This window comes from Larsenimonas suaedae (assembly GCF_023712105.1).
Lineage (GTDB): Bacteria > Pseudomonadota > Gammaproteobacteria > Pseudomonadales > Halomonadaceae > Larsenimonas > Larsenimonas suaedae.
Window position 1 is genome coordinate 86418 of the sequence record NZ_JAMLJI010000004.1, and the last position, 22774, is coordinate 109191.

Genomic DNA, 22774 nt, shown 5'->3' on the forward strand with positions numbered 1-22774 from the left:
CAGGCAACAAATCGCCCGCGGGCAAGTTCTTGCTGCTTTCCTGTTACCTCACGTAAGACGCGATGACCCTGCGGCCAGTCGCGATGCCGGAAAGACACAACGGAAGGTGGCGCCCTGGCCGACGTCGCTTTCGATTTCAAGACGGGCGTCATGGCGCAGCAGTACGTGCTTGACGATGGCGAGGCCGAGACCGGTGCCGCCGCTTTGAGTCGACCGGCTCTTGTCGACGCGGTAGAACCGTTCGGTCAGCCGGCTCAGATGCGTCTTGGGAATGCCGTCGCCGTCGTCGATAACCTCAACCATCGCACCGCGAGGGTGGTCCAGGTAACGCAGGGTAATGGTGGTGCCGTCCGGGGTGTAGCGCACTGCATTGATCACCAGGTTCGACAGCGCGCTTCGAAGCTCGTTGGCATCGCCCAATATCGTCCGGTGCTCATCAAGTGACAGGGTGAACTGGTGGCGGCCGTTCGAGAGTGAGGCGGCGTCGGTGTGGATCTCCCGGCACAGGGCGGCGATATCGACCGGCTGGCGTTCGGTCTGCCGTTCGCTGGTTTCGAGTCGGGAGAGCGTCAGTAGGTCATCGACCAGGCTCTGCATGCGTCGTGTCTGGCTTTGCATCTGGCCGAAGGCGCGCTTGAGGCGCGGCGGTACAGGGCTTTCCTGCTGGTCGGCCTGATCCAGAAAGGTTTCAAGGTAACCCGAGACCACGGTCAGTGGCGTTCGAAGCTCGTGAGAGACATTGGCGACGAAGTCGCGCCTTGTCTGCTCGAGGCGTTGGAGCCGCGTGACGTCGCGGGCGAGCACCAGGCGTTCGTTATCGCCGAACACCGTGATGCGGGCCTCGATGGTACGCCCGTCATGCGCCGGCGATGAGAGAAAGACAGGCTCGCTGTAATCGGCCTGGTTGAAGTACTGGATAAAGGCCGGGTCACGCAGGTAATTGGTGATGTGGTGGCCGCGGTCGTGGCGGGCGTCAAGGCCAAGCATCCGCTCGGCAGCACTGTTCCACCAGTCCAGGTGACCTGCCCGGTCGAGCATGACGATGCCATCCTGCATCGCTTCCGAGGACTCCTCGACCCGGGTCAGCACGCGGCGAAGCCGGCCTTGAAGTTGCGCCTGGCTTTTCTGATAGCGATAGAGACGGTCGAACAGATCCCCCCACACACCGTCGCCGGAAGGCGGCTTTTGCATGACCGGTGCTTCAAGCCAGCCGTAGAGCTTTTTCAGGTGCCAGAGCGTAAAGGTCATATGCACGGCAAGCCCCAGCGCGACGCCCCAGCCGCCTGCGCCGATCAAAAGGCCCAGCAGTCCGAACCCGATCACGAGGTAGGAAAGCCGCCATATTTCGTTGGTCCAGTAATGCATGGTGGGGGCGGTCGCCTAGTGCTGGGTTGAAAACCGATAGCCGGTGCCACGCACGGTCTGGATCAACTGTTGATAGGGGTCACCAAGCGCCTTTCGAAGCCGGCGGATGTGCACGTCGACCGTGCGTTCCTCGACGTAGACATTGCCGCCCCAGACCTTGTCGAGCAGTTGGGCGCGCGTATAGGCACGCTCCTGGTGGGTCATGAAGAACTGAAGCAAACGGTATTCAGTAGGGCCGATGTCGATCAGCTGGCCGGCGCCGCTAACGCGGTGACTCGAGGGGTCAAGGCGCAGACCATCAACCTCGACGGCCTCTTCGACGCCCTTGGGCGTCGTGCGCCGGAGGACGGCCTTGAGCCGGGCGATCAGTTCTCGCGGGGAGAACGGCTTGACGATGTAGTCGTCGGCGCCGCTTTCAAGCCCCATGACCTTGTTGTCTTCTTCACCCTTGGCCGTCAGCAGAATCACGGGTACTTCGGCCGTGGCGGAATCGCGCTTGAGCCGGCGTGCGAGTTCGATACCGCTGAGGCCAGGCATCATCCAGTCGAGCAGCACCAGATCCGGCTGGTCATCGACGATCAGGGCATGTGCATCCTGAGCGTTGTCGGCCTCGAGGACCTTGAAGTCGGCCATTTCGAGTGCGATAGCCACCATTTCGCGAATTGCGGCTTCGTCATCGACGATCAGAACAGTTTTCGACATGAGTCGCCTCTTTTATTGAGTGCGCAGTACGTCGTGGTGTGGGTACGTGCGGCGGTATTGATGACAAGGCGATGACAGTTTTAACGCTTGGGTGTGACAGCAATATGACACACGGAGCCAGGGGCGAGAAGAGGGGCGGTGAGGCGTTCGGGAAGGGGCGTTATTCAGAAGCGGCCGCCTCTCGCGGCGAAACGAGAGACGGCGTGGGGCACGTGTCGGGCCGGATTGCGCTTAGGGCCAGACCGAGAGCGCGATGCCTGCAAACAGCAGCACGCCGCTCCAGTGGTTATTCAAAAAGGCCTTGAAGCAGCCTTCACGGGTGCGGGTCCAGGTGAGTTGCTGCTGATAGAGAAAGGTCACCGCGATGCCGACAAGTCCGAGCCAGTAAAACCCGTCAAGCCCGGCGGCAAGGCCGAGCATGAACAAAAGCCCCAGCACCAGAAGCTGCAACAGGCCGATGATCAGCCGGTCCTGTGCGCCAAACAGTACGGCCGTGGATTTGATGCCGACCTTCAGGTCGTCGTTGCGATCGACCATGGCGTACTGGGTGTCATAGACCAGGGTCCAGGCGACGTTTGCGAAGAACAGCCACCAGGCAATGGCGGGCACGCTTTCCTGTACGGCGCCGAACGCCATCGGAATGCCCCAGCCGAACGCCGCCCCGAGGACCGCCTGCGGGAAGTGGGTGTAGCGCTTCATGAAAGGGTAGATTGCCGCTAGCGCGGCCGCCCCCAGCGACAGCCAGATGGTAAAGGCGTTGGTAAAGCAGACCAGAACGAACGCCAGCACCAACAGCGCGGCGAACAGAATCAGCGCCTCTCTGGCAGAAATACGCCCGGTGGCAAGCGGCCGGGCACGGGTACGCTCGACATGGCCGTCGAAATTGCGGTCGGCGTAATCGTTGATCACACAGCCGGCCGCGCGCATGACGTACACCCCGAGAATGAAGATGATCAGCGTGCTGCGCTCGGGCTGGCCGTTTGACGCCAGAAACAGCGCGGCAAGCGTTGGCCACATCAAAAGCCAGGTGCCGATGGGGCGGTCGAGCCGCATCAGCTTCAAGAAGTCGGGCAGGCGCTGAAACGGGGGCGGTAAGGACATCATGACGCGGCGTAAGCTCCCTTGGGTGGGTAATGATGAACGATGACACTGAAGGTGCATGGCGTCGGGTGAGTCTAACGCATCATCGGCTTGGGGTGGGCAGTCGGCAGGCCGTGGTCATGGCGGGCAGGAAGAATTCCTGCACCAAAAGCGTGATGTCCGGGTGCTGGAACACGGACCGGCGCCCGGCAATTGCGCCGACCCCCAGCGGGTCGTATGTGGTGAGTTCGAGCATCGAGCGGTGGGTAGCGCTTTGTCGAAAGAGCCAGTGGCCCAGCGGCGTTCGCCCCATGCGCGCCAGTAGCGCCTCGGCGCGGGCGGTCGGCAGTGCCAGTGAGCGCGCATAAACCCAGGGCGTGTCGCCGCAGTCGAGCGTGACCTCGCGTACGCGCACATGACGCCGGCAGGCAAGCCCCAGACGCTGTTGTTCATCCGGATGGGGGCGCTCGAACGCTTCGTTGAGCACCGTGACGCCGAGCGGCGACGGCATGGCGTGCTCGAGCCGCGCGGTCAGCGAATCCTCGCTTGCAAGCCAGGGGCCCCAGCGGGCATCGAGGGTGGCCGGCCATGGCGTAAGGGCGTGCCAGGGAGAAAAACGGGGCATCGGGTCTGCTCACGGTGAACGAGGTGCGGTATGACGCGGTGAGTATAGAGCTTGAGCCCCGTCTTCCCAATGGGTAGCCTCTGGGGCCGCCCTGACGCTTGCCATCTCGGCGCCTAAATTGCGTTACGCTAAGGTTGCGCTGGCGGTGTCGGGGCAGAGGTTGCTAGGCTAGAGCGTGCTCGTCACGCGGCCAACGCCTTTGTAGGTCGTGCCCGGGTAAGCAAACCGGGCGGTCAAGAGAAAACAACAGTGCACGCGGCATCGACTGCCATGTATCGCACGACTTAGGAGACATTATGCGTAAGCCCGAACTTGCTGCAGCAATCGCGGAACAAGCCGACCTGTCCAAGGACAAGGCCGGTCAAGTGCTCAATGTGATTCTCGATGAGATCACGGGCCAGGTTGCTAAAGGTGAAGATGTCACGCTGATCGGCTTTGGGTCGTTCACTGTGCGCGAGCGTGCAGCGCGCACCGGCAAAAACCCTCAGACGGGCCAGGCGCTCGAGATTCCGGCCAGCAAGACCGTGGCGTTCAAGCCCGGCAAGAAGCTCAAGGACGCAGTTCAGTAAGTACGCTATCGATGCCGGCATTCGCCGGCATTTTTTATAGCGCTGTGGCACTGGGCGTACGCGCCTGTTTGGCCTAGGCTTTAGAGGGTGTCGGCCTGGGAGAACGCCAATGAAATACCGATTCGTACTGTGGTTTTTAGGGCAACTTTTAAAGCGTGCGCATCGGCGCTCACCGGAGTTTCGCGACAACCTCGAAAAAAAGGGGCCGTTCAGCTTCGGCATCGGCCTTGACGACGATCCAGACGTTGGACGCCATTACACGCTTGCACCCAAAGGGGTCGATAGCGGCGAGGGCGTGCCGGTCACGACCGACCTCGAGCTTCGTTTTCAAGACACCACCACCGCCGTTTCCTTTCTCAAGCGCCCCAGCGCCCGCCACTTCCGAACGCTTTTGATGGCGCACCGCCTGCGTTTGGTGGGCAGCGTGCGCGATCTCGAACGGCTTCAAGCGCTTTTGAAGCACGTGCGCAAGTGAGCGTGGCCCTCGACGGGGCTAGACCTGCCCGTAGCGGTCAGCGCCGCGACCGACCCAGCGGTTGATCAGCGCGCTCTGGCGCGCATCATCCTGCTCGAGCGCCTCGGCGCAGGCTCGAACGGTTGGAAGCAACCCCTTGTCTCGCGTCAGATCGGCCACTTTTAGATCAACAAGCCCGGTTTGGCGTGTGCCCAGCACCTCGCCAGGGCCGCGCAGCGCCAGATCCTGTTCGGCGATCTTGAAGCCGTCGTTGGTGTCGCGCATGACGCCAAGCCGCGCCTTGCCCTGATTCGACAGCGGCGGATGATAGAGCAGTACGCAAAAACTCTGGGTCGAGCCGCGCCCGACGCGTCCACGCAGCTGGTGGAGCTGGGCAAGCCCGAGTCGTTCGGGGTTTTCGATGATCATTAGGCTTGCGTTGGGAACATCAACACCGACCTCGATGACGGTGGTTGCCACCAATAGATCCAGCTCCCCGGCCTTGAACGCCTGCATCACAGTGGCTTTTTCAGCCGCCTTCATCCGCCCATGAACCAGGCCGATGGTCAGGTCCGGCAGTGCGTCCTGAAGTCGGATGTGGGTGCTTTGCGCCGCCTCCGACTGAAGCGCGTCGGAGTCCTCGATAAGCGTGCAGACCCAGTAAGCCTGACGCCCCTCGAGGCAGGCTTCACGAATACGCTCGATGACCTCGTCGCGGCGCTCATTGGGCATCGCGACGGTGCGCACCGGCGTTCGCCCGGGCGGCAATTCATCAATGACCGACACATCAAGGTCGGCGTAGGCGCTCATGGCAAGCGTTCGCGGGATCGGGGTGGCGGTCATGATCAACTGATGCGGCGTTACGCCCTCGGCCTCGCCTTTCTCGCGCAGGGCAAGGCGCTGATGGACCCCGAAGCGGTGCTGCTCGTCGATGACGGCAAGGCCCAGCCGTTTGAACTGAACGTCGTCCTGAAACAGCGCATGGGTGCCCACCGCGATCTGAACGCGGCCATTGGCAAAGCCTTCCTTGACGTCAAGACGCGCCTTGCCCTTGAGCTTGCCGGCAAGCCAGCCGACCTCCAGCCCAAGCGGCGTCAGCCAGTTTGAGAGCGTTTGGTAGTGCTGTTCGGCGAGCAGTTCGGTCGGCGCCATCAGCGCGGCCTGATAGCCGTTGGCCACGGCGCTGAGCATCGCCATGGCGGCCACCACGGTCTTGCCCGAGCCCACATCCCCCTGAACGAGCCGAAGCATTGGCGCGCCATGGGCAAGATCCTGATGGATTTCGTTGAGCACGCGCTGCTGCGCGCCAGTGAGTGCGAAGGGAAGGCCCGCGAGAAAGCGCGCCTCGAGTCCGGCACCGGAGTGCAGGCGCGGGGCGCTGTCGCGCTGAATGCGCTGCCGGATCTGACGCAGGCTCAGCTGGTGAGCCAGCATTTCCTCCAGCGCCAGCCGCGATACCATCGGGTGGGTGCCGTCGATCAGCTGATCGAGCGAGACCTCGGGCGGAGGGCGATGAATCAGTGCCAGGGCGTCATGGAGCGTCGGCAGCGAAAACCGCGCGCGCAGAGCATCGCCGAGCAGTTCAGGCAGCGTGTCTGGGTCGTGCTCGAACGCCTCCAGCGCCTGCTGCATCAGGGCGCGCAGCTTGGTCTGCGGCAACCCTTCGGTGGTCGGGTAGATCGGCGTCAGGGTCTCCTCGACCGGCGCTGCCGCGTTCGAGGTCAGCACCCGGTACTCCGGATGATAGAACTCGAGGCCGGTACTGCCCGCACGGGCCTCGCCGAAGCAGCGCACATGCGTGCCCCGCTCGAACTGCTTGAGCTGAGCCTGACTGAAATGGAAAAACCGCAACGATACGATGCCGGTCGGGTCTTTCAGGCGGACCAGAAGGCTCTGTCGCCGACCCTTGACCAGCTCCGAGGCCGTGACCGTGCCTTCAATCACCGCTTCGCGGCCACTGGTCAGGTGTGCAATGGCGGTAACCTGGGTGCGGTCCTGATAGCGGTGCGGCAGATGAAACAGAAAGTCGGAAACGGTTTCGATGCCAAGACGCGCCAGTTTCTCGGTCAAGGCCGGCCCGACGCCCTTCAGACTGGACGCGGGCTGTGCAAGCGTCGCCCGATCCGTCATGCAGTCTCGGTGCCGTTAGCGGCCTGGCACTGCTTGATGGCGTTGGTCAATGCATCGATGGCCTTGGGTCGGGGGAAGCTTGCCCGCCAGGCCACCGCCACGCGTCGGCTCGGCGCCGGTTCACTGAACGGGCGACTGTCGAGCATGCCGCTCTCGTAGTGGCTGGTACCGGTGGCGGAGTTCGGCAGGATGGTAATGCCAAGGCCCGAGGCGACCATGTGGCGAATGGTTTCAAGAGACCCGCCCTCGGCGATCAGCGTATTGGTGGGGCTATTGAGCTGGGCGTTGAGCGCCGGACAGGTCTCGAGGATCTGATCCCTGAAACAGTGCCCCTCGCCCAGCAGCAGCAGTCGCTCTTCAAGCAGCCATTCCTTGTCGATGGTGTCGTGTTTCAACCAGGCGTGGTCGGCGGGCAGCAGAACCTCGAAGGCCTCTTCATAGATGACCTTGGTCAGCACATCGGGCTCGTTGAACGGCAGAGCCACCACGATGACGTCGAGTTCGCCACTTCGAAGCTTGCGTCGAAGCTCCCCTGTGAAATTCTCTTCGATATAAAGCGGCATCTTTGGCGCCAGTTTTGAAAGCGCCGGCACCAGATGGGGAAACAGATAGGGGCCAATGGTGTAGATCGCGCCGACTCGCAAAGGGCTTGAGAGCTGATCCTTGCCTTCCGAGGCGAGTTCCTTGATCACGCTTGCCTGTTCCAGTACACGCTGAGCCTGCTGGATGATTTTCTCGCCGAGCGGCGTCACCTGCACGGTGGATTTGCTGCGCTCGAACAAGGCAACTCCAAGCTCTTCCTCGAGCTTCTTGACCGCCACGGACAGAGTGGGTTGGGAGACAAAACAGTGCTCTGCCGCTCGGCCGAAGTGCCGTTCCTGCGCCAAGGTTACGATGTAGCGAAGTTCTGTTAGAGTCATGTGCTGGCCTTAAAAGAGTGCCTGAATGCAGGGATGGCAGTTCAGGTGATGGTCAGTGCGACCTAACACCATGATATCCGTACAGTTGTAACAGGGAGTAGTGAAAAGGTGAATATAACAACGCTTATTCTGGGCTGTGGCGATGTCGGGACGCGGGTCGGCAAGGCGCTGATCGAGCGTGGTCATCGCGTTATCGGGGGGCGCCGTTCAGCGCAGGCCCTCGAGGGCACCGGTATCGAGCCCCTGGCACTGGATATTAATGATAGTTCAGCGCTATCGAATTTGCCGGATGCGGATATCGTACTTTATATCCTGAGCGCCGACCGTTTCGAAGAGAGCGCGTACGAGGCGGCCTACCACGATGGACTGGATCATGTGCTGAGCGAGTTCGAAGCGCGCAAGCACACGCCCAAGCATGTTTTCTTTGCCTCATCCACGTCGGTGTACGGGCAAAGCGAGGGTGAAACCGTCAATGAAGACAGCCCCATCGAACCGACAGGCTTTGCCGGCAAGTGGCTTCATCGCGCCGAACAGCGGCTGCAGACCAGCCCGCTGCCCGGTACGACCGTGCGGTTTTCAGGCATCTATGGCCCGGGCCGTGAGCGGTTGATCAATCAGGTGCGTGAAGGGCGTATCGCGCCGAAGTCGCCGGCCATGTACTCCAATCGCATCCATCGGGACGACTGCGCGGGCGTGCTGACGTTTCTGATCGAAAAGACGCTTGAGGGCGAAACGCTCGAGCCGGTCTATCTGGCAAGCGACAAGGAAGCGGCGCCGATTCATGACGTGATGCTGTGGCTTGGCAAGGCCATGGGCGTCGAGTCCCACGACATCATTCAATCGCCGCTCAGGCGCCGTGCCAGCAAGCGCTGCGACAGTGCGCTCCTTCAGACCACCGGGTACGAGTTCATCTACCCGACCTTCCGTGAAGGCTACCGCGAGGTACTGAAAGCCGCGGGACTGCCCTGCACGCAGTGAGCGGCCACCGCCGACACAAAAAAAGCGCGTCCTGGACGCGCTTTTTTTTAGGGCCATCAACCGCGCTTTAGCGGTCGACGCGTCGGCGAGTTCAGTCGCCGATGACCATGACGCCTTCGGCTTCGACCTGGCTGCCCTTGGGCAGCGCACGCACACCGATGGCTGCACGCGCCGGGTACGGCTCTGAAAAGTACTCTTGCATGATCGCGTTGACCTTGGCGAAGTTATCCAGATCGGTGAGGTACAGGTTGAGCTTGACGATGTCGCTCAGCGAGCCTGCGGCCTCTTCGCACACGGCGGACAAATTCTTGAAGACCTGATGCGTCTGGGCTTCGATGTCGCCGCCGACGAGCTCCATGGTTTGCGGGTCGAGCGGAATCTGACCGGACAGGTACACCGTGTTGCCGGCCTTGATGGCCTGGGAATAGGGGCCGATGGCGGCCGGTGCGCTTTCTGTCTTGATTGCAGCCTTGTTGCTCATGAATGCGTCTCCAGTTGGGTTATTGTCGAATCGATGCATTCGGAAAGCGGGTCGCGCTCAGGCGCCGCTGTCCGTGGTTGGTCTTGTTGTTGTACACCGGCTGTTGTAAGCCGGCTGTTGTAAGCTGACTGTCGTAAACGCGCGCGACGGCGCGCCTTAATTGGTCAAACGCACCACTTTGCTGACATGGGGCAGATGGCGGATGCGTTTGATGATTCGTGCAAGCTGTACCCGGCTTTGAACCGAAATCACGAGATTGACGATCGAGAGCTTGGCGTCGCGCTCCTCGATGCCGATCCGCTCGACATTGGCGTCGCCGTCGTTGATCAGACTCGCCAGCTGCGCGATCAACCCGCGCTGCGTTTCGATCTCGAGCCGCAACGCGACCGGGAAATCCTGCTCGATGGTATCGGCCCACACCAGCGGGAAGCACTTCTCGGGATCGCTTCGAAGATCGCCCAGGTTCTTGCAGTCATGGCGGTGAACCACGATCCCCTTGCCGGTGCTGACGTGGCCAATGATCGGGTCACCCGGCAGCGGGTAGCAGCAGCGGGCAAAACTGATCGCGGTGTTGGCGTCGCTTCCAATCACGATCGGGGCGTTGGCGCTGTCAAACGAGGTATCGTCGTTGGCCGCGCCGCCGTGGGCAAGCGTGCGCGCCACCGGGTAGGCCATGCGGTTGCCAAGGCCGATGCTGTCGAGCAGGTCGTCGAGGGAGGCGAGCTGATTGGCGCTCAAATAATGGTCGATGCGCGCGGAATCGAGCGTGTCGAGTTTGGCATTGAAGCCCTGAAGCGCCTTGTTGAGCAGGCGCTGGCCGAGTGCGACCGAGTCTCGCCGCTTTTGATGCTTCAAGTGGTGGCGCACGGCCGAACGGGCCTTGGCCGTTACCACGAACGACAGCCAGGCTGAATTGGGGCGCGCGCCGGGGGCGGTGATGATCTCGACCGTCTGACCGCTTTGCAGCACGGTGGACAGCGGCGCCAGGTAGCGATCGATGCGACAGGCGATGCAGCTGTTGCCGATGTCGGTGTGAACGCTGTAGGCGAAATCGACCGCAGTGGCACCGCGCGGCAGTTCGGTAATGTCGCCCTTGGGCGTGAAGATGTAGATGTCGTCCGGGAACAGGTCGTTTTTGACGTGTTCGATGAATTCCAGCGGGTTGCCTGCCCGGCGCTGCATCTCAAGCAGCCCCTTGATCCACTCGCGCGCGCGCGCGTGGCTTCCGACCGCGATCGGACGATCGGTCTGGCCGGCCTTGTAAAGCCAGTGCGCCGCGATGCCGTTGTTGGCCATCGCCTCCATTTCACGGGTCCGGATCTGAACTTCGATCGGAATCCCGTTCATGCCGAACAGCGTCGTATGAAGACTCTGATAGCCATTGGCTTTCGGAATGGCGATGTAGTCCTTGAAGCGGCCGGGCACGGGCTTGTAGAGGTTGTGCACGGCGCCGAGGATGCGGTAGCAGGTGTCGACCTGATCGGTGATGATGCGAAAGCCGAACACGTCCATCAGTTCGTTGAAGGACTTGTGCTGGTCGCGCATCTTGGTATAGATCGACAGCAGGTGCTTCTGGCGGCCGATGACGGTACCGGTCATGCCTTCCTGATCCAGACACTGCTGAAGCGTGCCCTGAATCTCGCGCATCATGCTGCGGCGGTGGCCACGGGCCTTGGTGACCGCACGCTGGATGCGCTCCGAGCGCATGGGGTAGATGGCCTGGAATGACAGATCTTCGAGTTCAACGCGGATGGTGTTGATGCCGAGACGGCTGGCAATGCGGGCGTAGATCTCAAGCGTTTCGCGAGCGATCCGGCGCTTCTTGTCGGGCCTGAGTGCCCCGAGGGTGCGCATGTTGTGCAGGCGGTCGGCAAGCTTGACGATGATGACGCGAATGTCGCGTGACATCGCAAGCACCATCTTCTGGAAGTTTTCCGCCTGCGCGACCGCCTTGTCCTCGAACGTGATCTGGGTCAGCTTCGAGACGCCATCGACGAGTTCGGTCACTTCTTCCCCGAACTCGCGGGCGAGTGCCGTCTTGGGCACACCGGTATCTTCGATGACGTCATGCAGCATGGCGGCCATCAGGCTCTGATAGTCCATGTGCATGTTGGCCAGAATGTTCGCCACCGCTAACGGGTGTGTGACGTACGGCTCGCCCGAGCGGCGGCGCTGGCCATCGTGGGCCTGTTCGGCGTAGTAGAAGGCGCGTTTGACCTGGCGAATTTCTTCCTGAGGCAGATAGCCGTCCAGTCGGTCCGCCAGATCATCGATAGTGAACATAAGTCGCCTTTCTGACCGTTGGCCCGTTGATCAGACGTCTTGGGGCTGTTGCGGACGCGGGCGAGGGGCCGGCGCTTCGGTCGGCTCGTCGAGTACGCTCGGCCCGACTTTCTGAGCGGCGATTTCGCGCAGTGCCATGACGGTGGGCTTGTCGTTTTCCCAGTCCAGTTCGCTGTTGCGGCTACCACGAGCGAGCTGACGCGCGCGCTTGGTGGCGACCATCACCAGTTGGAAACGGTTATCAACGTAGTCGAGGCAATCTTCGACGGTAACTCGTGCCATAGGTAATCTACCTGATCGTTTAAATGTGTGACGACATCGTCAGACGGTGCTCTTGCCGTGCCGCAGCTCAGGGATAAAACAAGCCCGGCGCGGCAAAAGACGTATGTTCGGGGGGAAATCGAGTCTACTCGACTGGCGGCTCGTGTGACAAGAGCTCGCTGAGCAGCGCCCCGCGGGTGGTCTGAATGCGCGCGCGTCGGCAGCGCTCGGCGCGAATGATGCTCGAGAGCTCTTCGAGGGCCTCGTCGAAGCGGTCGTTGATGACGACGTAATCGAACTCGTCGAAATGCGACATCTCACTGATGGCGTCACGCATGCGGCGATCGATGGTCGCGGCGTCGTCCTGCCCGCGGCTTGAAAGACGAAACCGCAGTGCCTCTCGCGAGGGCGGGAGAATGAAGATCGAGCGGGCATCGGGGCGCTGCTCGCGCACCTGCTGCGCACCCTGCCAGTCGATTTCAAGAATCACATCCTCGCCGGCAAGCAGCCGGGTTTCGACGGCCGGGCGTGAGGTGCCGTAGTGCCGGTCGAATACCCAGGCGTGCTCGAAGAACTCGCCCCGCGCGATCATGGCCTCGAACTCGGACTCGGCCACGAAGTGGTAATTGACCCCGTTTTCTTCCCCCGGGCGCATGGCGCGGGTGGTGTGCGAGACAGACACGCCGATGTGATCGGTGCGCTGGAGCAAGGCGCTGACCAGGCTGGTCTTTCCGGCGCCCGAGGGGGCGGAAACGATGTAGAGCTGGCCGGGTTCTTTGGGCGTGGGCGTATCGGTCATGGCGGTCTTGGTCGCTGAAATGAAAACGGAAAGCGCCCAGTATCGCACAGCAGGTGCATCGGGCGCAGCCCGGCCGCTTGGCCGGGGCTATTATAGGGCGAATTCGTCGTTCAAGGGCACCTGAGCCAGTTTGGCCATGGCGTGGCGATACGCGTCGACGCGTGCGGGGTACTGAACCCCCTCGACCAGAGACAGCTGGCGAAGGGTAGCGAACAGCTCGATATCATCCTGCGACAGCACGCCATTGACGGCCTCGGTCGACTGGATCATCGGCTCCAGCTCGTTGAGCCAGCGCTCGAGATCGATCAGGTGCGTGCTGGTTTGATCGCGCAGCTCATCAAAGCGCCCGAACGCCGCTTCCTTTTTCTCGGTGAAGTAGGCGCGGGCTTCAGGCGTTGCGAACTCCCCGAACGGCGCCTGGGGCACACGGGGAATCACCAGCGCCAGTACGGTGTCACTTGTGGCCTTCAGCCAGCGGGCAAGCTCGGGGTTGCGCGGCCCATCGAGCACAGGCGCACCGTGTGTACGGTCGATTTCTTCGATGATGTCCTGACTTTTGCCCAGAAAGGAGCCGTCGTCGCGCTCAAGAATCGGCAGGGATTTGACCCCGGTCATGCGGCGTGGCGTCTCTTCGTCGTCATTGAGCAGAATCTCGAGCTCAAAGGGCACGTCTTTCAGACCGAAGATCATGCGGGCCTTGACGCAAAACGGGCAGTGATCGTAGACGTAGAGTTTCATGAGCCCTCGCAGAATGAGTGTTGATCATGAAAGCCTAGCCAACCGCGGGCGCTGGGGCCAAGGCTCACGTCTGGTCAAGCATCGGATAGTGCCGGAAGATGCCATTTTCGTTGAAGGGCTGGCGTCTTGGTGAGTCGAGGTAGTCTCTAAGTCGCGGGTGCGTCCTGACGGCCGTGATCACGCGGTCGAGCCCGGCCACCGTGGGGTGGATGTCCGCCATCGCATTGGGGAAGGCGTAGCGCAGGCCCATCATGACCTGAAAGAGCGAGGTGTCGACGTAGCTCAATCGATCGCCGACCAGATGACAGTCACTGACGGGGTTGTTGTCGAGGATTTGCTCGAAGTAGCCCAGAAACAGCGGCAGCCGATCCTGCAGAAAGGTCACGGCTCGGCGGCGGGCTTCAGTCTTTTGCTCGTCGAAGTAAAGCGATGGGCCGAGCGGGTGATGGGTGTCGTGTATTTCGGCAACAAAGTCGGTCAGGGTCAGTTGCAGACTATGGGCCCAGTCCCGGGCGTAGGAATCGTCAGGTACGAGTTCAAGCTCGGGGCCGAGCGTTCTAAGAATGTTGGCGACGTGAGAAATCACTCGAGTCTCACTGACCAGAAACGGGGGCGCAAAGGGTGGGGTGGCCGTGGCTTCACCGTTTAGAAAGGCCTCGATCTGCTCGAGACCGTCCGGCTCACGCCCTACATCCCGATAGGTGGCTCCGCCTGCTTCCAGGGCAAGGCGCACGAACTCTCCTCGCCCGGGAATGCTTGGCCAATAGTAAAGCGCGTACTGCATACGATTCTCCTTTGGTATCGCCAGTCGCCAGCTTAGCGAGGGGATGGCCCGGCTGCGAGCCGGGCGTGCGCTTATGCCACCATGGTCGAGCGCGTGGTAGCGTAGTGACCTCGACCGAGTGCTTCACAACCGACGACATTCGAGGTTTTTCATGACCGCAGTGCTGGCCATATTGCCCATTTTCGGGCTGATTCTATTGGGATATATCCTTGGTCGTCGGCAATGGGTCGCGGTCGAGCAGCTCGAGGGGCTTCGTCAGGTCACGTTCAAGGTGTTCATGCCCTGCCTTCTGTTTTCGGGCATCGCGCGGGCATCACTGAGCGAGGCGCTGTCGCCGTGGCTGATCGCGGCATATTTTCTGCCGGCCATGCTCGTCTTCGCGGGGCTCAATCTCTGGACATACCGGCGGGCGGGCACCCCCACCGTATTTGGGCTTGCGGGGGCGTATTCGAACAATATTCTGGTCGGTCTTCCCGTCGTCACGGCGCTGTTCGGTCATTCGGGCATGGTGTTCGTCTTTGCGATCCTGGCGTTTCACAACGTGATTACCTTCACCGCGCACTCGCTCTTTCTGTCCCTTTTTGACCCGGAGCGCCGCGGGTTTTCACCGCGCACGATGCTCAAGACGCTCGCCAACCCGCTCGTGATCGGGATGGCGCTTGGCGGCGTCGTCAACGTCCTGGCGCTTCCGCTGCCGGACACCCTCTGGACCATGCTCGACTGGCTCGCGCGCGCGGCGTTGCCGTGTGCGCTGATCTTTCTGGGGGCGGGCCTCACCCGCTATCGGTTTCGACCGAGGCTCGAGGTCTGGGGCGTGTGTGCGACCAAGCTGCTGGTGTTTCCGACGCTGGTGGCCCTTGTTACCTCGGTGCTGCCCGGGCTTGGCGATACGGCGCGTCAGGTGCTGATTCTGCTTGCGGCGGGTCCGATCGGGGTCAATGTACTGGCGTTCGTCGCACCGGGGGATCAACAGCGCGATCTTGGCGCCTGCATCTTTCTGTCGACGATCGGGGCGGCGCTGACGCTTCCGGTCTGGGGGCTATGGCTTCATGGCTAAGCACACAGAGCCACTCATGTGAGATAACACTTAATTACACTTGAGCAGATTGTGAGCCTCTACAATCGGCGGACGTAACGTTCATTCACTCTTGGGATCAGGCGGGCGACACTCATGATAAAACGAAAGATGGCCTATGCGGTGACCGCAGTCGCGCTGGTAGGCGCGCTACAGGGATGCGGCGACAACAACTATCCAAAGGAGGCACGGCTCGACATTCCAGAGCAGGCGCTGTCCAGATTGACGTCGTCCACTGACGCTCGGATCCACTATTTCTCGCAGGACGACATTGCCTCGGCCAAGGCGCTGGTGGCCGATGTCGGGACGCTCGAGTCGTTCGTGCGCGACACGACCGTGCTTGAAACGCCCAAGCTCTCGACGCTTGACGACAAGGCGATCAACCAGCCGGCCAAGGCGCTGGTTAAGGCGCGCAAGGAGGCCGAATCGGCGTGGGGGAAGCAGGTTGATTCTCAGCGCACGGCGCTGAATCAGGAACTCTCCAACGCCAAGGACACGCTGAGCGATACAAAGGCGGTCGAGCAGGACATGCTCGAGGAAATCAAGGTGCCCAAGGAGCGGCTCGAGGCGATCGAGGCGCAGATCGACAAGGCACAGACGCGTGCCCAGGCGCTTGCAAGCGAGGCCATCGAGGCCTGGAACACGAACATCGTCAAACAGGAAATTCCGGTCCGAACGCTGTCGCCGCGTACGGGCGTGTACGGCTACACCGCGCGCTCGGGCCCGTGTAAGGAATACGATGGCCGGGTGACGGTAGACCGTCAGCAGCAAGACGGCCGCTGTTATTACCTGTCGCTGCCCAACAAGGCGCTGAAGGACCTCTCCGGCACCCAGGTCTACGTCGATAATTTCGATGAGTACCGCGCCCTTCAGGACAAGATCGGCAGTTATCGCAATGAAGACGGGTCGCTGCGCGGTCAGCGTCAGAGCGCGCAGCAGTCGCTGCGGGATGCAAAGATTGTCGCGGAGAACAAGTTCGGGCCGATGAGAGCACTGAACAATCGCCTTGGCCGCACTCAAAGCGAGATCGAACGCCTCGAGCGGGATCTCGAGCGGGTCGATTCGCCGCAACAGAAACAGCGCTTCGTGCGTAACGCGCAATCAAGCGAGGCTCAGGCGCTGGTCGAGGCCCAAAACGCCCTCGTTGAGCAGCGCGCAGCCAAACTGGTTGAAGACTCGAAGTACAGCGAGGCTCGGCTTGATGAGCCCTTCGATCTTGACGGAGGGGCTGACGTACTGGCGCTGGTCATGACCACCGAGGGCGGTGGATCCTCGATGTTTTCCCAGCCCAAATACCTTTATAAGCTCATCGATGCTCGCTGGCCGGTGCCCTCGGCCGATGAGGATGTGCTGACCATCGACATGGACGGCATTCGCTCGGCGCGCACCGACCAGCGCTTCAATCAGGGCGTGATTGCTGCGCTGGCAGCCCTGCCGGACGACCGCACGGACTGAGCCACATGGCGACGGCACCGGGCGTCTGGTGCCGTCGTCAATGCGTCACGCCTTCGAAACTCAGGCTTTTTTGAAAATGTCGGCGGGCCTGAAGCGCCAGCTCGATGCAGGCAAACAGCATCAGCAGATACCCCAGAAGCTCTATATTCTCCTCAACGCCGCTTTTGATGCGATAGGCATAGTCCGAGCCGAGCACGGCCTGCCATACCACCTTACGCCCCAACAGTCGTGAAAAGACGTAGGTTGTCAGAAAGCCGCCCATGAACAGGCCAAAGGCCTGAGTCGCGAAAAAGCGCTGGCACTCCTGCGCAAGTGTCGCGCGCTGCCGCCAGGTGTAAACGAGGGTGGGCAGAGCAACCGCGGCGACCAGCACTTGCCATAGACCATCCATCATCTGATCAAACAGAAAATCCTGTTCGCGAATCAATGACGCGAGCAGCCATCCGGCCATGAGCACGACGCCTTGCCGGTACAATGGGAAGCGGCGCGCCCAAATAAGCACCACGACCGACAGCGCAAGCGCGACGCTCTGGGCCACCTCGACAAATGAGGTCTCGCTGAAACGGGGCATGGCGTCAACGGTCAGCGTCCAGAGTTCGAGCTGGCAGATCAGCGCCAGGATCAGAGCGTAGCCAAGGTAGCGGGCAAGGGTCAGTGAAACGCGCGAGGCGAGCATGTCCTGAGGTAAAGCGTGGTAGCGCATGACGCACCTATATTGTGAGCATGCTAACTATAATACCTAAGAAAGCCTTAAGAATTCTATGCTCGTTGCTGCCTTTCGGTGTGTGGGTTCAAGCGGTTTCCGGTTTTGGCTTCTGAGCCATCGGGCATCAGTCACTCACGCGTTCTCCGGCACCGATTTAACGTAGGTATAGTTCTCGATGTCGGGATTGAACGTGTTTTGCACCCGTTCGACGCGCTCGAAGCCGTTGGCGTCGTAGAATTGATAGGTGCATAGACTGTCGGAGTAGAGGTAGTACTTGCACGCGCCGCGGGCGTGCAGGAACGTCTCGAACTGGCGAATAAGGGTCGAGCCCACCCGGCGGCGGCGATAGCGCGGTCGAGTGCTGAAAAAGACCAGCTCGCTGTCGCAGTCCGAAACGGCTCTTGATTTTGGCGGCAGCGCCTCGAGACTTTGTTCCAGATCGTCCAGCACGTTTTGGCCCTCGGGCGTGCGTGACAAGGCCGCATCGGCGGCTTCAAGCCATGGGTCGGGGTCGAAGTGCAGCGCCTTTTTCACCGCCTTTCGCGTCGTACCCATCAGCACACCGCAGAGCTCACCCTCGCACTCGGCGATGTCGATGTGGTTCGCGTTATGCAGGTCCTTGGCCAGAAAGAGTATGGCCATGTGGCGAAGCGCCTCTCGGTCCGTGACGGAGGTGAAAAGGCTCAGATTCATGGTGTCCAGAAACAGCTCGACAATGGCTTTGAAGTCGTCTGTGGTGGCGGGTCGGTAATGGATGTTCAAGGCGATGACCTGTTCTAAAAGGTGTCGATACGATCGACGAGATCGTATCGACACTTTACGCCACGCCGCTACGTGGGATCACCTCAGTTCGCTTTGAGCGCGGCCTCGATCCCCTGAAGCGCGGCCAGACCCTTGAGTCGGCCGATCAGCGGATACCCGGGGCGCATCGAGCGGTTTAGGTCGTCGAGCATGTGATGGCCGTGATCCGGTCGCATCGGAATCGAGGCGTTGCGGCGCCGCTCCTCGGTAAGAAGCGCCTGGATGACGCCGGTCATGTCGACATCGCCGTCCAAGTGGTCGGCTTCATGAAACGAGCGGCCGTCGCGTTCGCGGCGGGTCGAGCGCAGGTGGGCAAAGTGAATGTTCGGCCCAAAGCGGGCCGCCATGGCCACCAGGTTATTGTCGGCGCGCACGCCGTAGGAGCCGGTGCAGAGTGTAATGCCGTTGTTTGGGCTGGGGGCGGCGTCGAGAAGCCAGGCGACGTCATCAGCGGTAGACACAATGCGAGGCAGCCCGAACAGCGGATAGGGCGGGTCATCCGGGTGAATGGCAAGACGTACGCCCGCCGCTTCGGCGGCGGGCACAACCGCGCGCAGAAAGTAGGCAAGGTTGTCGCGCAGCCGTGCGTGATCGATGCCGTCGTACGCCGCGATGGCGGATCGGAACTGACTCAGCGTGTAGTGTTCTTCCGCGCCGGGGAGCCCTGCAATCAGGGTGTGGATAAGCGCATTCTGTTGCGCGTGAGTCAGGTTATCCACATGGGCTTTAGCCCGCGCCACGGTGTCAGGGGCGTAGTCCTGATCGGCGCCGGGACGTTTTAGCAGGAAGAGATCGAAGGCCGCGCAGGCGATCGCGTCGAAGCGAAGGGCGGTCGCGCCGCTGGGCAGCGGCCAGGCCAGCTCGGTTCGGGTCCAGTCCAGCACCGGCATGAAGTTGTAGCACACCGTATCGATGCCCTGTGCCCCCAGATTGGCAAGGGTCTCGCAGTAATGCGCGATGTGTGTGTCCCGCTCGGGCAGGCCCTGCTTGATCGCCTCGCTGACCGGCACGCTTTCAACCACTGACCAGTCAAGGCCTGCGCGTTCGATAAGCGCCTTGCGCCCTTGTATCGCGGCCTCGGTCCACACTTCACCGGTGGGCACTTCGTGAAGGGCGGTCACGATGCCGGTCGCGCCGGTCTGTCGAATGTCATTGAGCGTGATCGGATCACTTGGTCCAAACCAGCGCCAGGTGGCCTTCATGATGCACCCTCCTCGACGGCGCGGGCCGATTCGGCCTCCAGCGTCTGCGTGATCGTCTCGGTGACGCCCCGCGTGCGCAGTGCGACCAGAAGGCGAACGAGCTGCTGGATAATCTGTTCGTTGCCGGCAAGCGCGGCCGGGAAGATCGAGCGCGTGTTCAGCATTGCGCGCACCAGCGCGTCTTCCTCGTCCTCGTGGTGCTCGTGAAGCTCTGTCAGAGTCTCGGCCATCGGGTCATCGAGGCGGTGCGGCTGGCCCTGCTCGTTCTGGCCTGCGGTGAACTGGATCCAGCCGGCGATGCCCAGAAGCGTTGCTGGCGTCGGCGTTTTGGCCTGAAGCTGCGTCACCATGCCGGAGAGCCAGCGCTGTGGCAGCTTCTGTGAGCCGTCCATCGCGATCTGAAGCAGACGATGCTCGAGGCTGTCGTTGGCAAAGCGGTCAAGAAGTGCGGTGATGTAGCGCTCGAGGTCGACGCCTTCGGGCAGGGTCAGCGTCGGGGCAGCCTCATGACGCATGTACTGCGACAGCAGCGCCCTGAACGCCGGCTGCGCGACCGCGTTGGCGACGGTGTCGATGCCTGCAAGCCCGCCCAGATACGCCAAGAGCGAATGACTGCCGTTGAGAAGACGTAGTTTCATGGTTTCGAACGGGGCGACGTCGTCGACCATTTGCACGCCTTCATGTTCCCAGTCGGGGCGCCCGCCCGGAAAACGATCCTCGATCACCCATTGGCTGAAGGCTTCACAGACCACGGCGGCCGGGTCCTCGATGCCAAGGCTCATCAGCCGCTGATGGTCCTCTCCGGTCATCGCCGGGACGATGCGGTCGACCATGCTGCTGGGAAAGGCGACCTGGGCCTCGATCCAGTCGGCCAGTGCACCGTCGAGATGACGGGCCAGCTGCACGACGGCCTTGCGTGTGCGCTCACCGTTGCCTGGCATGTTGTCGCAGCTGACCACCGTGAACGGCGCCTCGCCCGCGCGGTGTCGACGGCCGAGTGCGTGCACGAGCATGCCGAGGGCCGTATGCGGGTCGTCGGGGTGAGCGATGTCGTGGGCGACCGGCTCGGCCTGCTCCATTAGATCGCCCGTGGCCGGGTCGAGGTAGTAGCCCTTTTCGGTGATCGTGAGGGTCACGATACGAATGGCGGGGTCGCTCATGGCCTCGAACAGGCGGGCCCGGTCCGTGCCATCGGGGCCTGCGTACAGCGCCTCGACGATTGAGCGAACCTCGCGGGAGACGCCCCGCTCACGCCGTTCGAATTCAGCAACGTGATAACGATGGCCGCAGTTGGTGAGCTGATCGACCAACGCCTTGTTGGAGCGGATGTTGGCGCTGATGATGCCCCAGTCGCCGCCGCCGTGGCGAGCCATCAGGCGCTCCAGGTAGACCGCCTGATGCGCCCTGTGGAAAGCGCCCAGCCCGAGATGGACAATGCCGGCCCGGGGCGTGGGGTAGAGGCTCGAAATGGACGTCAGAGTCATGTCATTTTCCCATCAAGAGGTTAGGCAGCCAAAGCGACAGCGCCGGAATGTAGGCGACCAGCAACAGCACCGTGAGATTGCAGATCAGAAACGGCACGATGGCCCGGGCCACTGACAGCATCGGAAGCTTGCCGATGCCCGAGACGATGAACAGGCACACGCCGAGCGGCGGGGTGGACAGACCGATCATCAGGTTCAATACCGCCATCAGCCCGAAATGCACCGGGTCCATGCCGACGCCGGTCGCTACGCCCAGAAGCGCAGGGAACAGGATGATCAGGGCGGCGATGGTCTCCATGAAGGTGCCCACCGCGAGCAGAATCAGGTTGATGATCAAAATCACGACCAGCGGGTTATCACTGAACGAGAGGATGTGTTCCGCCACCATCTGCGGCACTTGCTGGCTGGTCAGAATCCAGCCGAACAGGTTGGCCATGCCGACCAGAATCATCAGCGAGGCTGACGTCAGCACGGTATCGACCAGCAGTTTCGGCAGGTTCGACCAGTTGAGCCCCTTGTAGACGAACAGGCCAATCACGAAGGCGTAAAGGCTTGCAACGATCGAGGCTTCGGTTGGCGTGAACAACCCGCCGATGATGCCGTAGAGGATGATGAAGGTCATCAGAAGCGCCCAGAACGCGCTGCGGCCTTCCTTGATGATCTCCTTGACGCTTGCCCGCTTCTGTTTCGGGTAATTGCGCTTCACCGCCAGGATATAAACCGTGATCATCATCGCCACGCCCAGAAGCAGCCCCGGAATGGCGCCGGCCAGGAACATGCGGCCGACCGACACGCCCGAGAGCGAGCCTGCGATGATCATCGGCACGCTTGGCGGAATGATCGGGCCAATGGTCGAGGAGGCCGCGGTAACGGCTGCCGCAAAGGGCTTGTCGTAGCCGGCCTTGTGCATGCCCGGAATCATCACCGAACCGATGCTCGCGGCATCGGCCGCGGCGGTGCCTGAAATGCCGCCGAAGATCATCGAGCCGCCCACGTTGGCAAGGCCGAGCCCGCCGCGGATATGACCGACCAGTGCGTTCGAGAACCGCACGATGTGGTCGGTGATGTTGCCGACGTTCATCAGGTTACCGGCGAGCACGAAGCCTGGAATGCACAGCAGCACGAACGAATCCAGCCCGCCATAGAGGCGCTGGGGAATGATGGTCAGCGGAATGCCTTCCATCATCAGATAGCTCAATGAGGCGATGCCCAGGGAAAAGGCAATCGGAATGCCGATCAGCATCAGGACCAGAAACAGTCCGAACAGCATCAGGATTTCCATCAGGTGTGCTCCTTGCTGCCACGCACGAACGCGACCCCGGCTTCGATAACGCCCAGCGCGCCATAGACCGCGCTCAGGCCGAACAGAATGGCCGTGGCCGAAAAGATATAGATCATCGGAATACCGAGGGTGGGGGAGGTCTGAAACGCCCCGATCTGCGCATACGTCCAGGCATAGGGCAGGACGACGGCGGAAAACACCGCGAGCACCAGTGAAGTCACACCGCGCAGCGCCATCTGGGCGCGAAACCCGAGCGTGTGTTGAAACAGCTCGACACCGACATGGCGGTGCTGACGCAGCACCAGACCGCTCGAGACCGCGATCATGTGAATGAACAGATACCGCGACAGCTCTTCGGTCCAGACCGGAGACGATGGCAGGGCCACACGGGCCACGATCTGAAGGATAACCACGGCGGCAATCGCCAGAAGCCCCAGCACAGCCAGGGTGGCGAACAGGCGATCAAGCCCTCGGATAAGTGCGCCGACCGGTCCGCCCATCGGCGGAATCGCGGCGTAGGCGGGCAGCGCATCGAGCGCTGCAACGTCGGTCGAATCGGACATGGGACGCTCCTTGCACGCGCCCCGGCGGATGCCGGGG

Annotated in this window: 23 protein-coding genes; 5 read left to right on the plus strand and 18 right to left on the minus strand. The window is 61.8% G+C overall.

Going from position 1 to position 22774, the window contains the following annotated elements:
• Positions 1-48: 48 nt before the first annotated feature.
• From phoR to NAT49_RS12100, 4 genes are all read right to left on the minus strand, one after another.
• Entirely contained in the window at positions 49-1365 is a 1317-nt protein-coding gene (phoR, locus tag NAT49_RS12085; protein ID WP_251594544.1) for a phosphate regulon sensor histidine kinase PhoR, read from the minus strand.
• 15 nt (positions 1366-1380) lie between these two features.
• Positions 1381-2067: a phosphate regulon transcriptional regulator PhoB gene (gene phoB, locus NAT49_RS12090; RefSeq protein WP_251594546.1), complete on the minus strand. Its 687-nt coding sequence runs from the start codon at positions 2065-2067 to the stop codon at positions 1381-1383.
• Positions 2068-2298: 231 nt separating this feature from the next.
• Positions 2299-3171, minus strand: a complete 873-nt coding sequence (ubiA, locus tag NAT49_RS12095) for a 4-hydroxybenzoate octaprenyltransferase (protein WP_251594548.1) — start codon at positions 3169-3171, stop codon at positions 2299-2301.
• A gap of 79 nt (positions 3172-3250) precedes the next feature.
• A complete protein-coding gene (locus NAT49_RS12100) occupies positions 3251-3772 on the minus strand; it encodes a chorismate--pyruvate lyase family protein (RefSeq protein ID WP_251594550.1) in 522 nt (173 codons plus the stop codon).
• A gap of 296 nt (positions 3773-4068) precedes the next feature.
• Here NAT49_RS12100 and NAT49_RS12105 point away from each other — a divergent pair, with 296 nt between their 5' ends.
• Entirely contained in the window at positions 4069-4341 is a 273-nt protein-coding gene (locus NAT49_RS12105; RefSeq protein ID WP_251594552.1) for an HU family DNA-binding protein, read from the plus strand.
• A 109-nt stretch (positions 4342-4450) separates the two neighbouring features.
• Entirely contained in the window at positions 4451-4816 is a 366-nt protein-coding gene (locus NAT49_RS12110; RefSeq protein ID WP_251594554.1) for a hypothetical protein, read from the plus strand.
• An 18-nt stretch (positions 4817-4834) separates the two neighbouring features.
• Here NAT49_RS12110 and recG read toward each other — a convergent pair whose 3' ends face one another.
• Positions 4835-6925: an ATP-dependent DNA helicase RecG gene (recG, locus tag NAT49_RS12115; protein ID WP_251594556.1), complete on the minus strand. Its 2091-nt coding sequence runs from the start codon at positions 6923-6925 to the stop codon at positions 4835-4837.
• Positions 6922-7845, minus strand: coding sequence for a hydrogen peroxide-inducible genes activator (locus NAT49_RS12120; RefSeq protein ID WP_251594558.1), 924 nt, complete (start codon positions 7843-7845; stop codon positions 6922-6924). Before NAT49_RS12120 ends, recG begins: the two co-directional genes overlap by 4 nt.
• A 108-nt stretch (positions 7846-7953) precedes the next feature.
• Between NAT49_RS12120 and NAT49_RS12125 the strand changes: the two genes are divergently transcribed.
• The gene (locus NAT49_RS12125; RefSeq protein ID WP_251594560.1) at positions 7954-8823 is read left to right on the plus strand and encodes an SDR family oxidoreductase; all 870 of its coding nucleotides are present in this window, start codon (positions 7954-7956) and stop codon (positions 8821-8823) included.
• 91 nt (positions 8824-8914) lie between these two features.
• Here the strand turns inward: NAT49_RS12125 and NAT49_RS12130 are convergent, their stop codons facing one another.
• From NAT49_RS12130 to NAT49_RS12155, 6 genes are all read right to left on the minus strand, one after another.
• Positions 8915-9304 carry a RidA family protein gene (locus tag NAT49_RS12130; RefSeq protein WP_251594562.1) on the minus strand — a complete coding sequence of 130 codons (390 nt, stop codon included), beginning with the start codon at positions 9302-9304 and terminating at the stop codon, positions 8915-8917.
• Positions 9305-9460: 156 nt separating this feature from the next.
• Entirely contained in the window at positions 9461-11587 is a 2127-nt protein-coding gene (locus NAT49_RS12135; RefSeq protein WP_251594564.1) for a RelA/SpoT family protein, read from the minus strand.
• A gap of 30 nt (positions 11588-11617) precedes the next feature.
• On the minus strand, positions 11618-11869 hold the full coding sequence (gene rpoZ, locus NAT49_RS12140) for a DNA-directed RNA polymerase subunit omega (protein ID WP_251594566.1): 252 nt from the start codon (positions 11867-11869) through the stop codon (positions 11618-11620).
• 124 nt (positions 11870-11993) lie between these two features.
• Entirely contained in the window at positions 11994-12647 is a 654-nt protein-coding gene (gmk, locus tag NAT49_RS12145; protein ID WP_251594568.1) for a guanylate kinase, read from the minus strand.
• 90 nt (positions 12648-12737) lie between these two features.
• Positions 12738-13385: a glutaredoxin 2 gene (gene grxB / locus NAT49_RS12150; RefSeq protein WP_251594570.1), complete on the minus strand. Its 648-nt coding sequence runs from the start codon at positions 13383-13385 to the stop codon at positions 12738-12740.
• A gap of 64 nt (positions 13386-13449) precedes the next feature.
• Positions 13450-14169 carry a glutathione S-transferase gene (locus NAT49_RS12155; RefSeq protein ID WP_251594572.1) on the minus strand — a complete coding sequence of 240 codons (720 nt, stop codon included), beginning with the start codon at positions 14167-14169 and terminating at the stop codon, positions 13450-13452.
• Between the two features lie 151 nt (positions 14170-14320).
• Between NAT49_RS12155 and NAT49_RS12160 the strand changes: the two genes are divergently transcribed.
• Positions 14321-15226 (plus strand): AEC family transporter, encoded by a 906-nt coding sequence (locus NAT49_RS12160; protein WP_251594574.1) that lies wholly within the window; start codon positions 14321-14323, stop codon positions 15224-15226.
• Positions 15227-15340: 114 nt separating this feature from the next.
• On the plus strand, positions 15341-16699 hold the full coding sequence (locus NAT49_RS12165) for a BAR domain-containing protein (RefSeq protein ID WP_251594575.1): 1359 nt from the start codon (positions 15341-15343) through the stop codon (positions 16697-16699).
• Positions 16700-16736: 37 nt separating this feature from the next.
• Here the strand turns inward: NAT49_RS12165 and NAT49_RS12170 are convergent, their stop codons facing one another.
• The 6 genes from NAT49_RS12170 to NAT49_RS12195 all read right to left on the minus strand — a co-directional run bounded on the left by NAT49_RS12170 (position 16737) and on the right by NAT49_RS12195 (position 22737).
• A complete protein-coding gene (locus NAT49_RS12170; protein WP_251594577.1) occupies positions 16737-17402 on the minus strand; it encodes a hypothetical protein in 666 nt (221 codons plus the stop codon).
• Between the two features lie 135 nt (positions 17403-17537).
• Positions 17538-18167, minus strand: coding sequence for a GNAT family N-acetyltransferase (locus NAT49_RS12175; protein ID WP_251594579.1), 630 nt, complete (start codon positions 18165-18167; stop codon positions 17538-17540).
• Positions 18168-18250: 83 nt separating this feature from the next.
• Complete coding sequence (gene uxuA / locus NAT49_RS12180) at positions 18251-19408, minus strand: mannonate dehydratase (RefSeq protein WP_251594581.1); 1158 nt, start codon at positions 19406-19408, stop codon at positions 18251-18253.
• Positions 19405-20892, minus strand: coding sequence for a mannitol dehydrogenase family protein (locus NAT49_RS12185; protein WP_251594584.1), 1488 nt, complete (start codon positions 20890-20892; stop codon positions 19405-19407). The genes uxuA and NAT49_RS12185 overlap by 4 nt, the downstream gene beginning before the upstream one ends.
• Position 20893: 1 nt before the next feature.
• Positions 20894-22174 (minus strand): TRAP transporter large permease, encoded by a 1281-nt coding sequence (locus NAT49_RS12190; protein WP_251594586.1) that lies wholly within the window; start codon positions 22172-22174, stop codon positions 20894-20896.
• Positions 22174-22737 (minus strand): TRAP transporter small permease, encoded by a 564-nt coding sequence (locus NAT49_RS12195; protein ID WP_251594589.1) that lies wholly within the window; start codon positions 22735-22737, stop codon positions 22174-22176. Before NAT49_RS12195 ends, NAT49_RS12190 begins: the two co-directional genes overlap by 1 nt.
• Positions 22738-22774 lie beyond the last annotated feature (37 nt).

Coding starts and splice junctions, on each gene's coding strand:
- NAT49_RS12160 (WP_251594574.1), top strand. CDS start 14,321: ATGACCGCAGTGCTGGCCATATTGCCCATTTTCGGGCTGATTCTATTG.
- grxB (WP_251594570.1), bottom strand. CDS start 13,385: ATGAAACTCTACGTCTACGATCACTGCCCGTTTTGCGTCAAGGCCCGC.
- NAT49_RS12185 (WP_251594584.1), bottom strand. CDS start 20,892: ATGACTCTGACGTCCATTTCGAGCCTCTACCCCACGCCCCGGGCCGGC.
- gmk (WP_251594568.1), bottom strand. CDS start 12,647: ATGACCGATACGCCCACGCCCAAAGAACCCGGCCAGCTCTACATCGTT.
- NAT49_RS12170 (WP_251594577.1), bottom strand. CDS start 17,402: ATGCGCTACCACGCTTTACCTCAGGACATGCTCGCCTCGCGCGTTTCA.
- NAT49_RS12105 (WP_251594552.1), top strand. CDS start 4,069: ATGCGTAAGCCCGAACTTGCTGCAGCAATCGCGGAACAAGCCGACCTG.
- phoR (WP_251594544.1), bottom strand. CDS start 1,365: ATGCATTACTGGACCAACGAAATATGGCGGCTTTCCTACCTCGTGATC.
- NAT49_RS12130 (WP_251594562.1), bottom strand. CDS start 9,304: ATGAGCAACAAGGCTGCAATCAAGACAGAAAGCGCACCGGCCGCCATC.
- NAT49_RS12165 (WP_251594575.1), top strand. CDS start 15,341: ATGATAAAACGAAAGATGGCCTATGCGGTGACCGCAGTCGCGCTGGTA.
- NAT49_RS12190 (WP_251594586.1), bottom strand. CDS start 22,174: ATGGAAATCCTGATGCTGTTCGGACTGTTTCTGGTCCTGATGCTGATC.
- NAT49_RS12135 (WP_251594564.1), bottom strand. CDS start 11,587: ATGTTCACTATCGATGATCTGGCGGACCGACTGGACGGCTATCTGCCT.
- rpoZ (WP_251594566.1), bottom strand. CDS start 11,869: ATGGCACGAGTTACCGTCGAAGATTGCCTCGACTACGTTGATAACCGT.
- phoB (WP_251594546.1), bottom strand. CDS start 2,067: ATGTCGAAAACTGTTCTGATCGTCGATGACGAAGCCGCAATTCGCGAA.
- ubiA (WP_251594548.1), bottom strand. CDS start 3,171: ATGATGTCCTTACCGCCCCCGTTTCAGCGCCTGCCCGACTTCTTGAAG.
- NAT49_RS12110 (WP_251594554.1), top strand. CDS start 4,451: ATGAAATACCGATTCGTACTGTGGTTTTTAGGGCAACTTTTAAAGCGT.
- uxuA (WP_251594581.1), bottom strand. CDS start 19,408: ATGAAGGCCACCTGGCGCTGGTTTGGACCAAGTGATCCGATCACGCTC.
- NAT49_RS12195 (WP_251594589.1), bottom strand. CDS start 22,737: ATGTCCGATTCGACCGACGTTGCAGCGCTCGATGCGCTGCCCGCCTAC.
- NAT49_RS12100 (WP_251594550.1), bottom strand. CDS start 3,772: ATGCCCCGTTTTTCTCCCTGGCACGCCCTTACGCCATGGCCGGCCACC.
- NAT49_RS12120 (WP_251594558.1), bottom strand. CDS start 7,845: ATGACTCTAACAGAACTTCGCTACATCGTAACCTTGGCGCAGGAACGG.
- NAT49_RS12155 (WP_251594572.1), bottom strand. CDS start 14,169: ATGCAGTACGCGCTTTACTATTGGCCAAGCATTCCCGGGCGAGGAGAG.
- recG (WP_251594556.1), bottom strand. CDS start 6,925: ATGACGGATCGGGCGACGCTTGCACAGCCCGCGTCCAGTCTGAAGGGC.